Origin of the sequence: Kitasatospora aureofaciens (assembly GCF_001188955.3) — a bacterium.
GTDB lineage: Bacteria > Actinomycetota > Actinomycetes > Streptomycetales > Streptomycetaceae > Kitasatospora > Kitasatospora aureofaciens.
The window spans coordinates 1-12,671 of sequence record NZ_JPRF03000083.1; the positions used below are offsets into that span (position 1 = coordinate 1).

Genomic DNA, 12,671 nt, shown 5'->3' on the forward strand with positions numbered 1-12,671 from the left:
GATCCGCAAGCTGGCCGGCGGCAAGCGCGTGGAGAACGTCGAGGACGTCCTCGGCGTCGGCGCCAAGGTGCAGGTCGAGATCGCCGAGATCGATCCGCGCGGCAAGCTCGCTGAACGCCGCCGAGCGGCGGCGCAACCTGCACGGCGCGCTCACCGTGCTGCCGCGCGCCCGCACCGGCCTGGCCGGCCGTCAGCCGGTGCTAGTGGACGACCTGGTGACCACCGGGGCGAGCCTGGCCGAGGCCGCCCGGGCGCTGGCCGACGCCGGACTGCCGGCCCGGGCCGCCGCCACGGTCGCGGCCACCTCGGTGCAGCCGCCGGTCTGAGGCCCTCGGACCGGGGCCGCCACTCCGAGCCCGCCGGGCCGGGGCCCGCCGATCAGCCCACGTAGAAGTACGAGCGCGCCTTGTCCACCAACTGGGCTTCCCGCCACTGGTTGTTGACCAGCCGGTAGACCGTCCCGCCCGCCACCGCGAGCACCGGCGACGGCTGGGCCAGGAGGTACCCGCGGGACTCCGCCGCCGAGATGGACTGCGGGGAGGACGGCAGTCCGTTGCCGGTCTGCAGCTGACTGTCCGTGCTCTGCGAGCCGTCGGTGCTGATGTAGTACAGCTGCTGGGGGCGGTCGGCCTCCTTGCCGAGCACCAGCAGCTGGTCGGTCTCCGTCCAGGACACCGAGGCGACGTCGGTGAGCGAGGGGGCCCCGGGGCGCACCCCGGTGATCCTCGCGGTCGGCGCCCCCGGCGTGCCGCCGTGCTCCACCAGTCCGAACTCCAGCGAGCTGCCCGTCACACCGAGTGACTTGACCACCAGCGCGATCCGGGCGCCGTCCGAGGAGATCTTCACCGCCTGCACCGTCTGCCCGGTCAGCAGCCCCTCGACCGGGACGGTGTACGTCTTGCCGCCGCGCACCATGACCACCCGCGGGGCCTGCGGGTTGCGGTCCACCACCCAGAGGTCGCCCCGGCCGTCCCAGGTCGGCGAGGTCAGGCCGTCGTCCTTGGCGCCGGCCTTCACCGGCGAGCTGAGCACCGGTTCGGGCAGCACCCCCGTGCCGGCCGCCAGCGGCACCGAGTAGAGCTGGTGGCCGTCGTCCGAGAGCGCGGCGGCCTGGGAGCCGTCCCGGCTGACCGCGACGTTCCCCAGCTGGGGCGTGCCGCTCGTGTGCGGCTTGCCCAGCACCCCGGGCACCGGATCGCCGCTGCGGCCCTCGTCGGCCACCATCAGCACGCCGTTGTCGGCGCGCTGGTAGTACTGCTGGACGGGCAGCCGGCCGGCCAGCGCGCCGGGGCCGACGGCCTGGTCGTCGTTGCGGCTGGCCGTGCAGGAGCCGCGCTGCCCCTTCAGCTCCAGCCGGTCGACCTGCCCCTTCCCCTGGTCGGCGAAGGTGTAGTAGAGCTGGGTCGCCATCCGGCGGCAGGCCGCCGCGTCGCCCAGGTCCGCGCCGCCGAGCTGCACATGGGCGACCCGGCTGTCGTCGAGGGCCACCTTGTCGACGGTGGTGCCGCTCGGGAAGGCCGTCCGGGCCACCGGTGCGAGCCAGTGGGAGGGCCCCGCGACCAGCGCGTTGGCGGCCGCGGTCAGCGGGTCGATCCGCCGCCGCAGGTAGATCGGGTCGGCGATCAGCACCTCCTGGCCGCTGCCGGAGCCCGGCACGGACGGGTCGGGGGCGGTGTAGAAGAACCGCTCGACCTGCCGGAAGCTGTTCCGGAAGTTGGTCTCGTTCATGATCACGCCGGCGGGCAGCTGGGCGATCCGCCACTCACCGTCCTCCCGCGTGAAGGTGAAGTCGAGGACCTTGTTGTTGTTCGGCCCCGCCACCATCACGTACGAGCGCTTCTCGTCGACCGTGGCCAGCAGCTGCCCGGACACCGTCTCGGAGTACTCGGTGTCCTTGTCGTTGACGACCTGGTCGGGCGCGATCTGCGTGGCGGAGAGCACCTGGATGCCCGCGTCCGGGTTCCAGGTCGCGGCGGCGTGCCCGGTGAGGTACTTGCGCGCGGTCTCGTACCCCTCGTCGGCGGTCACCGCGTCCAGGAACCCGGTCAGCAGCTCACGCGGCTTGGCGCCCTTGGCGGGCGCCACCGGGAACACCCTGGCCTGCAGGTTCTTGTCGGCCGAGCCCTGCGACAGCTCCACCTTGGCGATGCCGCCGGAGTCCGGCATGGCCGCGCAGCCGCTCGCCACCAGGGCGCCGAGCACCGCACCGGCCACCGCCACGAGCCGCGGCACGGGGCCGGTCTCAGTCCTGTTGCTCGTCCTTCGCACGCTGCGACCCCTCCAGGTCCGTACCACCCGTCACGTCCGGTTCCGCCGTCCGCTGTGCCACCGACGGCCGTCCCGGCGTCGGGTCCACCATGACCTGGGCGCCGGTGGCACCGTAACCGGCCCCCGCCGTCCGCACGTCCGAGGGGTCCGAGCGCGGCCCCTCCGGCAGCCGGTTCCGGCCCAGGCCGGGGCCGATGTTCAGCACTCCGCCGAGCCCGCTGCCCAGCCCGTTGCCGGTCCCGTCCGGCGCCTCGCCCTGCTCCTCGGCGGCGGCCATGGCCGTCGAACCGGTCGGGGCGATCGCCCGGCGGTACGGCGTGCCGTACGCGCCCAGGCCCCGGTTGTTGCGGGAGTCCTCCGGCTCGAGCCGGAACGGCGCCCGGTTGATCTCGCCGCCGCGGGTGCGCGGCAGGGTGAGCCGGAAGTGCGAGCCGCCGCCGGGCTCGCCCCAGGCCTGGAGCCAGCCGCCGTGCAGGTGGGCGTCCTCGACGGCGATGGACAGGCCCAGCCCGGTGCCGCCGGTGGTGCGCACCCGGGACGGGTCCGCCCGCCAGAAGCGGTGGAACACCCGGGACGCCTCGCCCGGCTTGAGGCCGATGCCGTAGTCGCGCACGCCGACCGCGACCGCGCCGTCCGCCGAGCCCAGCCGGACCACCACGTCGCGGCCCTCACCGTGCTCCAGCGCGTTGACCACCAGGTTGCGCAGGATGCGCTCGATCCGGCGGGAGTCCACCTCGGCCAGCACCGGCTCGCTGTCGCCGCGGATGATCACGGTACTGCCCTTGGCCTGGGCCAGCGGGTCGGCGGCCTCCACCACCCGGCCGACGATCTCTCGCAGGTCGACCGGCTCGGCGTCCAGGATCGCGGCGCCGGCGTCGAAGCGGCTGATCTCCAGCAGGTCGGCGAGCAGCGACTCGAAGCGGTCCAGCTGGCCCTGCAGCAGCTCCGCCGAGCGGGCCGCCATCGGATCCAGGTCCTCGCGGCTGTCGTAGATCAGGTCGGCGGCCATCCGGACCGTGGTCAGCGGGGTGCGCAGCTCGTGCGAGACGTCCGAGACGAAGCGCCGCTGCACCCGGGACAGCTCCTCCAGCTGGCGGATCTGCGCCTGCAGGGCGTTGGCCATTCGGTTGAACGACTCCCCGAGGCGGGCGATGTCGTCCGTCCCGGTCACCTTCATCCGCTCTTCCAGGTGCCCGTCGGCGAGCCGCTCGGAGATGCCCGCGGCCATCCGCACCGGGGTGACCACCTGGCGCACCACGACCCAGGCGATGCCGCCCATCAGGATCACCACGAACACGCCGGCGGTCGCCAGGGTGCCGGTGATCAGGTTGAGGGTGTCGGTCTCCTGGCCGAAGGAGAACACGTAGAACAGCTGGTAGCTGGTGTTGGCGGGGCCGACGAACTGCATGCCGAGGGCCAGGCCGGGCTCGCTCTTGCCGCCGGCCTCGGGCGAGCGGTGGATCCGGGTCGGCTGGTCGAACATCTGGCCGGGCTCTTCGATGAGCTTGGCGCGCAGGGTGTCCGGGACGCTGCTGGGCTGGATGTCGCCCGAGTAGCGCGGCGCGAAGCCGGCGCTGTCGGGGACGACCGCCCCGGTGCCGGGGGCCATCGCGATCACCGAGTAGACCGTCTGCCCGCTCGCGGCCAGGTCGTTGACCTGGCGCAGCAGCCAGGTGCCGGTCTCGCCGGTGCTCGGGTCGACGGCGCCCCGCAGGTTCTGGTCCCGGGCCTCGTCGATCTTCTTCTGCTCGACCTGGAAACCGATCCGGGCCTGCGCCCGGGCGGCGTCGATCTTGGTGTCGAGCAGGCCGTTGCGCACCTGCGCCACCACGACCACGCCCAGCACCAGCACCACCGCAATGGAGGCCAGCAGGGACACCGCGACCACGCGCACCTGGATCGACCGGTGGTACAGCACGGCCACCTTGCGGGCCGGGCGCCGGAGCTGACGCTTCATCAGGCCGAACATCCCGGAGGGGCCGCGACGGCGGCGGGTGGTCGAACTCAGCACGTCCCCGCGCACGGCCCCCGCCCCGTCGGTCGCGGAACCCGACGGGGTGCCCTCAGCCCGCTCCGACACGTCAGCTGGGTCCGGCCTTGTAGCCGACGCCGCGGACGGTCACCACGATCTCGGGGCGCTCCGGGTCCTTCTCGATCTTGGAGCGCAGTCGCTGCACGTGGACGTTGACCAGGCGGGTGTCCGCCGCGTGGCGGTAGCCCCAGACCTGCTCCAGCAGCACCTCGCGGGTGAACACCTGCCAGGGCTTGCGGGCCAGCGCGACCAGCAGGTCGAACTCCAGCGGGGTCAGCGGGATGCTGCGCCCGTCCCGCTTCACCGAGTGGCCGGCCACGTCGATCACCAGGTCGCCGATGGTCAGCTGCTCGGGCGTCGGCTCCTCGGCGCGGCGCAGCCGGGCGCGCACCCGGGCCACCAGCTCCTTGGGCTTGAACGGCTTGGTGACGTAGTCGTCGGCGCCGGACTCCAGGCCCACCACGACGTCGACCGTGTCGGTCTTCGCGGTCAGCATGACGATCGGGACGCCGGACTCCGCCCGGATCTGCCGGCACACGTCGATGCCGTCCCGGCCGGGCAGCATCAGGTCGAGCAGGACCAGGTCGGGCTTGCTCTCCCGGAACGCGGCTAGCGCCTTGTCCCCATCCGCGACGAAAAACGGCTCAAAACCCTCACCACGCAGCACGATGCCGAGCATCTCGGCCAGTGCGGAGTCGTCATCAACGACGAGGACGCGTCCCTTCATGCGTCCATCTTCTCATTACCGGATTGTGACCTGCCGCACAGCAGTGCCAATGCTCCAGAACGGCCAAGTCCCCGGCCGTCGAATTCCGGCCATACCGGGCGAATAGCCCTAGTCGGAACGCCTTCGAACGGTCCGGAACCCGCCGCCCGACCCCCAGGCGGGCCCCGTTGCCGATCAGCAACCGGATACCCCTGGGGCGTCTCCGGGCCCCATGGCACGATGGGCGCTGCGCGCGGGCGAAAGATCCGCCCGGATCCGCGCCCAGGACGCCCCTCCGAGGAGCAGTGATGACCGACACTCCGGGCTGGGCCTCGCCCAGCTCGTCCGAGCCGCCCCGCGACGGCGTCCGGCCCCCGGCCGACGCGCCCGCCGCCGTGCCCGGGCCGTCGGCACCCCCTCGGACCACCTCCGGCTGGGGCGCCCAGTACGGACAGCCGAACCACGGCGGGCAGACGCCCGGCCGCGACCCGTACGGCTGGGACGCCGCGCGCAGCCCCCGGCCCGGTGTCATCCCGCTGCGCCCGCTGAGCGTCGGCGAACTGCTCGACGGCGCCGTCACCACCGTGCGCCGGCACTGGCGCACCGCCCTCACCCTCTCGCTCGGCATCGCCGTCGTCGACCAGGCCGGCACCTTCGTCGCCCAGCTGCTGGTCAAGGGCCGGACCGGCGCCTCCACCCAGCTCCTCACCCTGCTCGCCAGCCTGCCGCTGACACTGCTGCTTGACGCGCTCGCCGTCGCACTGCTCACCATCGTGGTCAGCCGCGCCGTGCTCGGCCGCTCGGTGACCGCCGGCGAGGCCTGGCGCGACGCCCGGCCCCGGCTGCTGCAGCTGCTCGGGCTCACCGTGCTCACCACCCTGATGAGCGGCGGCGTGGTGCTGCTGGGCTTCACCCCGCTGCTCGGCTACCGGGCCGGCGGCGCCGACAGCCCCGCGACCGTGTCCCTGCTGTTCCTGGTCGGCCTGCTGACCCTGCCGGTCGGCCTCTGGCTGCTGATCCGCTACAGCCTGGCCGCCCCCGCGCTGATGCTGGAGAAGCAGGGGGTGGTGACGGCGCTGTCGCGCTCGCGCCGACTTGCCCGCGGCTCCTGGTGGCGGATCTTCGGCATCGTCCTGTTGAGCCGGCTCCTGGCCGGGATCGTCGGGGCCACCCTGGTCATCCCGTTCCGCTTCATCGGCCTGGTGCTGGGCTTCGGCTCCATCGACCGCTTCGGCGACTCCTCGCAGCAGTCCATCGGCATGATGGTGCTGACCGCGATCGCCGGGATCATCGCCTCCTCGCTGACCACCCCGTTCCTGGCCGCCGTCGGCGTACTGGTCTACATCGACCAGCGGATCCGCCGCGAGGCCCTGGACATCGAGCTCGCCCGCGCCGCCTCCACGCCCGAGCAGGGCACCGGCGGGAACGGCCGGGCCGACCAGACCCCGGCGAGGCACTGAACCGGATGCCGATCTGGGGGGACAGGCTCCTCGCCGCCAGCGGCGCTCCGGTCACCGTTCCGCGTGACCCGGCCCGCGACGCCGCCCGCGACGAGCTGCTCAAAGCCGACTACCACAAGAACGACCCGACCGTCCTGGAACGCGTCGTCGACTGGATCTGGGACCACATCGACCGCGCCATGGGGAGCATCTCCGGCGACGGCACCGACGGCACCACTGGGCTGGTGCTGTTCCTGGTCGTCGCCGTGGTGATCGGCGCCGCCCTCTGGTGGCGCCTCGGCGCCCCCAAGCGCGCCGCCCGTACCGTCCTGGGTGTGTACGGCACCGAGGGCCCGCGCAGCGCCGACCGGTACCGCGCGGAGGCCGCCGGGCACGCCGCCGCGGGCCGCTGGTCCGAGGCCGTCCGCGAGCAGATGCGCGCTCTGGTCCGCGCCCTGGAAGAACGCACCCTGCTCGACGCCCGCCCCGGCCGCACCGCCGACGAGGCCGCCGCCGAGGCCGGCCGGGCCCTGCCGAGCACGCCGCCGCGCTGGCCGCGGCCGCCCGTACCTTCGACGACGTCGCCTACGGCGAGCGCACCGCCGACCAGGCCGCCTACCAGCTGCTGCTGGACCTCGACCGGACGCTGGAACACACCCGCCCGGTCCTCGCCCACGCCTCCGCCGCGGCCGCCGCCCCGGCCCCGACCACGGGAGGAGCGGCATGACCGGCACGGCCCCGGCTCCCCCCGCCGCCGAGCGAGCCCCCGGACGACCCACCGACGCCACGCCGACCAGCCTCGCCCCCACCGGGCGCGGCCTGGCCCGCCGGGCCCGCTGGTACCTGGTCTTCCTCGCCGTCCTGCTGGTCGCCGCCGTCGGCATCGCCGTCCTCAACCGCGGCCACCGCTACCCGCCGATCGACCCGCGCTCCTACGACTCCGACGGCGCCCACGCCGTGGTCGCGCTGCTCGAACACCAGGGCGTCAAGGTCGAACTCGGCACCGACCCGGCGGCCGCCGCGAACGGCGCCGACACCCTGGTGCTGCCCGAACCCGACCTGCTCAGCCCGGCCCAGCTGCGCGCCGTCGCCGCCGCCCGGCACCAGCGGCTGGTCCTGATCGCCCCGGGTCCGGCCGCACTCGGCGTCCTCGCCCCCGGCATCCGCGCCGCCGACGAGGCCGGCGACGCCCCGTTCGCGCCCGTCCGCGGCACCCAGCCGGGCTGCTCGCTCCCCGAGGCCCTCCGGGCCGGCAGCGCCTCCACGGGCGGCATGCTCTACACCAGCGGCAGCCGCGGCGACGGCTGCTACCAGCGGGGCCACGCCTACCCCCTGGTCCGCACCCCGAGCGGGGGCGGCGACGTCATCGTGCTGGGCAGCGGCCGGTTCCTGCGGAACGACGAGCTCGCCGGGGACGGCAACGCCTCGCTCGCGCTCGGCCTGCTCGGCTCGCAGCCCCGCCTCACCTGGCACCTGCCCGACTACACCGCGCCGGTCGCCGAGGGCACCCCGCACAAGTCCTTCGGCGACTACATCCCGAAGGGCTGGCACTGGGCCCTCTACCAACTCGCCGTCGCCGCCGTGCTCGCCGCCCTCTGGCGCGCCCGCCGACTCGGCCCGGTGGTCAGCGAGAACCTGCCCGTGGTGGTCCGCGCCGCCGAGACCACCGAGGGCCGCGCCCGCCTCTACCGGCGGGCCAAGGCCCACGGCCGCGCCGCCGAGGCCCTGCGCCGCGCCGCCGCCCACCGCCTCGCCCCCGCCCTGGGCGTCCCGCTCCAGGCCGGCGCCCCCGAGCCGGAAGCACTCTGCGCGGCCGTCGCCGGCCGCCTCCCCGAACGACCCGCCGCGGACGTCCGGGCCCTGCTCTACGGCCCGCCCCCGACCGACGACGCCGCGCTGCTGCGGCTCGCCGACGACCTCGACGCCCTCGAAAGGCAGGTACGGAACCCGTGACCGAACAGGCGACCGCCCAGCTCCGCATCACCCCCGGCACGGCACCCGCCACCCCCGCCACCGACCCGCGCGCCGCGCTGACCGCCCTGCGCGCCGAGATCGGCAAGGCCGTGGTCGGTCAGGACGCCGCCGTCACCGGCCTCGTGGTGGCCCTGCTCTGCGGCGGCCACGTCCTGCTCGAAGGCGTCCCCGGCGTCGCCAAGACCCTGCTGGTCCGCACCCTCTCCACGGCGCTCAGCCTGGAGACCAAGCGCATCCAGTTCACGCCCGACCTGATGCCCGGTGACGTCACCGGCTCGCTCGTCTACGACGCCCGCACCGCCGAGTTCTCCTTCCAGCCCGGCCCGGTCTTCACCAACCTGCTGCTCGCCGACGAGATCAACCGCACCCCGCCCAAGACCCAGGCCGCCCTGCTGGAGGCCATGGAGGAGCGGCAGGTCACCGTGGACGGCGAGCCTCGCGCGCTGCCCGTCCCGTTCCTGGTCGCCGCGACCCAGAACCCGGTCGAGTACGAGGGCACCTACCCGCTGCCCGAGGCCCAGCTCGACCGCTTCCTGCTCAAGCTGATCCTGCCGCTGCCCGACCGCGACCAGGAGTTCCAGGTCCTGTCCCGGCACGCGTCCGGCTTCGACCCCAAGGACCTCGCCGCCGCCGGCGTCCGCCCGGTCGCCGGGCCCGAGCACCTCGCCGCCGCCCGCGAGCAGATCACCGGGCTGACCGTCTCCCCCGAGGTCCTCGCCTACATCGTCGACCTCTGCCGGGCCACCCGGCAGTCCCCGTCGCTCTCCATCGGCGTCTCCCCGCGCGGTGCCACCGCCCTGCTCGCCGCCTCGCGCGCCTGGGCCTGGCTCGCCGGACGGGACTACGTCACCCCGGACGACGTCAAGGCGCTGGCCCTGCCCACCCTGCGGCACCGCGTCGCACTGCGCGCCGAGGCCGAGATGGAGGGCGTCACTGCCGACTCCGTCATCCAGGCCGTCCTCGCCCAGACGCCCGCCCCCCGCTGACCCACGACCACCGGCGCACCGGGCTTCTCGCCGCCGCCGAACCCACGGCCCCTCCGACCACGGGCTTCCGAAGGAGCGCACCCGCATGGCCCTCACCGGGCGAACCGCCCTGATCGCCGCGCTCGGCGCGCTCTTCGTCGGCCTCCTGCTGCCCTCCTGGGTGGGGATCGGGGCCGTCACCGGCGCGGTCCTGCTCGCCGTCCTGGCCGACCTGGTGCTCGCCGCCCCCGTCCGCAGCCTGCGGATCGTCCGGGGCGGCGCCACCACCGTCCGGCTCGGCGACACCGCCTCCGTCGAACTGACCGTCACCAACCCCTCCGGGCGGCCCCTCCGCGCCCTGATCCGCGACGCCTGGGCGCCCTCCGCCTGGCGCCCCGGCACCGCCGAGACCGCCTCCCGGCACACCCTCGCCGTCCCCGGCGGCGAACGGCGCCTGGCCGTCTCCGTGCTCGCCCCCAGCCGACGCGGCGACCACCACGCCCACCGGGTGACGGTGCGTTCGCTCGGCCCGCTCGGCCTGGCCGGCCGCCAGGGCTCCCACCACGTCCCCTGGACGGTCCGCGCGCTGCCCCCGTTCCACAGCCGCAAGCACCTGCCCTCCCGGCTCGCCCGGCTGCGCGAACTCGACGGCCGCACCTCGGTGTTGACCCGTGGGCAGGGCACCGAGTTCGACTCCCTGCGGGAGTACCTGCCCGGCGACGACGTCCGCTCCATCGACTGGCGCGCCAGCGCCCGCCGTCACACCGTCGCCGTCCGCACCTGGCGCCCCGAACGCGACCGGCACATCCTCGTCGTGCTCGACACCGGCCGCACCTCGGCCGGCCGCGTCGGCGACGCCCCCCGCCTGGACGCCGCCCTGGACGCCGCCCTGCTGCTCACCGCCCTCGCCACCCGCGCCGGCGACCGGGTCGACCTGCTCGCCCACGACGCCCGCAAGCGTGCCGCGGTCATCGGCAGCTCGCCCAGCGAGATCCTGCCGGCCTTCACCAACGCGATGGCCCTGCTGGAGCCCGCGCTGCACGAGACCGACATGCGCTCCCTGGTCTCCACCGCGCTCAGGATGGCACCGCACCGCTCGCTGATCGTCCTGCTCACCGGCCTCGACGCGGCCCCCGTCGAGGACGGCCTGCGGCCCCTGCTGCCGCTGCTCACCAAACGCCACGAGGTCGTCCTCGCCTCGGTCGCCGACCCGCACCTGGACGTGCTGGCCGCCGGCCGCGGCACCGTCGAGGCCGTCTACGGCGCGGCCGCCGCCGAACGGACCCGCGCCGACCGCCGCCACACCGCCGACCGCCTCACCCGGCACGGGGTCACCGTCCTCGACGCCCCGCCCGCCCAGATCGCCCCGGCCCTGGCGGACACCTACCTGGCGCTGAAGGCCGCCGGCCGGCTCTGAACCTCAGCCCCTCCCGGGATCGTTGAGCCGCACGTTCAGCCGGGCGGCCTGCCGCGTCAGGTGGTCGCGCTCGGCGGGGTTGGGCGCCCGGTGCGCCGCCTCGACGTACAGCCGGGCCGCCGTCGCCAGGTCCCCGTCGCGCTCGTGGAGGTACGCCGCCACCGCCGCGTACCTCGGCAGGGACGCGTCCACCGCCCCCAGCGCCGCCAGCCCGGCGCGCGGCCCGTCGGCCTCGCCCACTGCCACCGCGCGGTTCAGTCGGACCACCGGACTGTCCGTCAACCGCACCAACTCGTCGTACCACTCGACGATCTGCACCCAGTCGGTCTCCTCGGCGGTGGGCGCGTCCGCGTGCAGCGCCGCGATCGCCGCCTGGGCCTGGAACTCACCCAGCCGGTCCCGGGCGAGGGCCGCCTGCAGGATCCCGACGCCCTCGGCGATCAACCCGGTGTCCCAGCGGCTGCGGTCCTGCTCGGCGAGCGGCACCAGACTGCCGTCGGGCGCCGTCCGGCCGGCCCGGCGGGCGTGGTGCAGCAGCATCAGCGCCAGCAGGCCCGCCACCTCGGGATGGTCGATCGCCCCCGCAAGCTGCCGGGTGAGCCGGATCGCCTCCGCAGCGAGGTCGACGTCGCCCGAGTAGCCCTCGTTGAAGACCAGGTAGAGGACGCGCAGCACGGTGGCGACGTCGCCGGGCCGATCGAACCGGCCGGCGGACACGGTGCGCTTGGCCCGGCTGATCCGCTGCGCCATGGTCGCCTCGGGCACCAGGTAGGCCTGGGCGATCTGGCGGGTGGTCAGCCCGCCGAGTGCGCGGAGGGTGAGCGCGACCGCCGACGACGGCGACAACGACGGGTGGGCGCACAGGAAGTAGAGCTGCAGCGTGTCGTCCGCCGCGGCCGCCGGCCCGGGCTGCGGCTCCTGGTCGACGAGGTCCTCCCGACGGCGGCGGGCGGTGTCCGCCCGGGCCGCGTCGAGGAACTTCCGCCAGGCGACGCTGACCAGCCAGCCCTTCGGATCGCGCGGTGGATCGGCCCTCCAGCCGCGAACCGCCTCGATCAGCGCCTCCTGCACGGCGTCCTCGGCCGCCGCGAAATCTGCTCCGCGGCGGACGAGGACGCCGAGCACGGCCGGCGTGAGGCTCCGGATCAGGGCCTCGTCCATCGGGTAGCCTCCGCTGACCTCCGTCATCGGAGATGGCACTCCGTGGTGGTCGACGGCATCCCCAGGAACGGGCGCAGTTCCAGCCACTCGTGGATCGGCTTCCCCCCGGCACCGGGAGCGGCCGACAGCTCCCCGGCCAGTTCGACGGCGCGCTCGTAGCTGTCGACGTCGATCACCATCCAGCCGGCGATGAGGTCCTTGGTCTCGGCGAACGGACCGTCGGTCACCGGCGGACGGCCCTCACCGTCGTACCGGACCCACGTCCCCTCCGGCGCGAGCGCCTGGCCGTCGACGTACTCGCCGGTCTTCTCCAGCCGGGCGGCGAAGTCCTGCATGTACGTGATGTGCGCCGTGACCTCCTCCGGCGTCCACTGGTCCATCGGCACGCAGTTGACCGCGGTCGGAGCGCCTCGGTAGTGCTTGAGCAGCAGGTACTTGGCCATCGTCTTCTCCTCGGTGCTGATGCGACCCATTGTGGCCGCGTCCACCCCGGGGACGGAGCCGGCCACGGGTTCTCGACACGAGTGACCAAGATTCTTTCCGCAGCGGCGGTGGCCGTGGCCACGGCCGACCTCCCTGCCTCGGAAATGCGAAAAGCCCCTGATCCAAAGGATCAGGGGCTTTTCTGAATGATTGTTCGGCGGCGTCCTACTCTCCCACAGGGTCCCCCCTGCAGTACCATCGGCGCTGTGAGGCTTAGCTTCCGGGT

At 74.4% G+C, this 12,671-nt stretch carries 10 protein-coding genes and 1 rRNA gene; 5 read left to right on the forward strand and 6 right to left on the reverse strand.

From position 1 onward, the window contains the following. Positions 1–155: 155 nt before the first annotated feature. Positions 156–326, forward strand: coding sequence for a phosphoribosyltransferase family protein (locus HS99_RS47410; protein WP_244916007.1), 171 nt, complete (start codon positions 156–158; stop codon positions 324–326). 52 nt (positions 327–378) lie between these two features. Here HS99_RS47410 and HS99_RS37190 read toward each other — a convergent pair whose 3' ends face one another. The 3 genes from HS99_RS37190 to mtrA form a co-directional block, all read right to left on the reverse strand. Beyond that, positions 379–2,232 carry an LpqB family beta-propeller domain-containing protein gene (locus HS99_RS37190; RefSeq protein WP_030283940.1) on the reverse strand — a complete coding sequence of 618 codons (1,854 nt, stop codon included), beginning with the start codon at positions 2,230–2,232 and terminating at the stop codon, positions 379–381. Positions 2,233–2,242: 10 nt separating this feature from the next. After that, positions 2,243–4,225 carry an MtrAB system histidine kinase MtrB gene (gene mtrB, locus HS99_RS37195; protein ID WP_232543247.1) on the reverse strand — a complete coding sequence of 661 codons (1,983 nt, stop codon included), beginning with the start codon at positions 4,223–4,225 and terminating at the stop codon, positions 2,243–2,245. A gap of 124 nt (positions 4,226–4,349) precedes the next feature. Then, positions 4,350–5,027, reverse strand: a complete 678-nt coding sequence (gene mtrA / locus HS99_RS37200) for an MtrAB system response regulator MtrA (RefSeq protein WP_030283937.1) — start codon at positions 5,025–5,027, stop codon at positions 4,350–4,352. 287 nt (positions 5,028–5,314) lie between these two features. Between mtrA and HS99_RS37205 the strand changes: the two genes are divergently transcribed. From HS99_RS37205 to HS99_RS37225, 4 genes are all read left to right on the forward strand, one after another. Next, on the forward strand, positions 5,315–6,466 hold the full coding sequence (locus HS99_RS37205) for a hypothetical protein (protein WP_050366754.1): 1,152 nt from the start codon (positions 5,315–5,317) through the stop codon (positions 6,464–6,466). A gap of 702 nt (positions 6,467–7,168) precedes the next feature. Beyond that, positions 7,169–8,398 (forward strand): DUF4350 domain-containing protein, encoded by a 1,230-nt coding sequence (locus tag HS99_RS37215; RefSeq protein WP_051746860.1) that lies wholly within the window; start codon positions 7,169–7,171, stop codon positions 8,396–8,398. Positions 8,399–8,424: 26 nt separating this feature from the next. Further along, entirely contained in the window at positions 8,425–9,405 is a 981-nt protein-coding gene (locus HS99_RS37220; protein WP_050367158.1) for an AAA family ATPase, read from the forward strand. A gap of 85 nt (positions 9,406–9,490) precedes the next feature. Continuing rightward, positions 9,491–10,801 (forward strand): DUF58 domain-containing protein, encoded by a 1,311-nt coding sequence (locus HS99_RS37225; RefSeq protein ID WP_030553222.1) that lies wholly within the window; start codon positions 9,491–9,493, stop codon positions 10,799–10,801. A gap of 3 nt (positions 10,802–10,804) precedes the next feature. Here HS99_RS37225 and HS99_RS37230 read toward each other — a convergent pair whose 3' ends face one another. The 3 genes from HS99_RS37230 to rrf form a co-directional block, all read right to left on the reverse strand. Next, on the reverse strand, positions 10,805–11,962 hold the full coding sequence (locus HS99_RS37230; protein WP_030283921.1) for an RNA polymerase sigma factor: 1,158 nt from the start codon (positions 11,960–11,962) through the stop codon (positions 10,805–10,807). A gap of 23 nt (positions 11,963–11,985) precedes the next feature. Then, a complete protein-coding gene (locus HS99_RS37235; protein ID WP_030283918.1) occupies positions 11,986–12,405 on the reverse strand; it encodes a YciI family protein in 420 nt (139 codons plus the stop codon). 192 nt (positions 12,406–12,597) lie between these two features. Beyond that, positions 12,598–12,671 (reverse strand): 5S ribosomal RNA (gene rrf, locus HS99_RS48735); the annotation flags it as partial.

Coding starts and splice junctions, on each gene's coding strand:
- mtrB (WP_232543247.1), bottom strand. CDS start 4,225: ATGAAGCGTCAGCTCCGGCGCCCGGCCCGCAAGGTGGCCGTGCTGTAC.
- mtrA (WP_030283937.1), bottom strand. CDS start 5,027: ATGAAGGGACGCGTCCTCGTCGTTGATGACGACTCCGCACTGGCCGAG.
- HS99_RS37205 (WP_050366754.1), top strand. CDS start 5,315: ATGACCGACACTCCGGGCTGGGCCTCGCCCAGCTCGTCCGAGCCGCCC.
- HS99_RS37215 (WP_051746860.1), top strand. CDS start 7,169: ATGACCGGCACGGCCCCGGCTCCCCCCGCCGCCGAGCGAGCCCCCGGA.
- HS99_RS37225 (WP_030553222.1), top strand. CDS start 9,491: ATGGCCCTCACCGGGCGAACCGCCCTGATCGCCGCGCTCGGCGCGCTC.
- HS99_RS37230 (WP_030283921.1), bottom strand. CDS start 11,962: ATGGACGAGGCCCTGATCCGGAGCCTCACGCCGGCCGTGCTCGGCGTC.
- HS99_RS37235 (WP_030283918.1), bottom strand. CDS start 12,405: ATGGCCAAGTACCTGCTGCTCAAGCACTACCGAGGCGCTCCGACCGCG.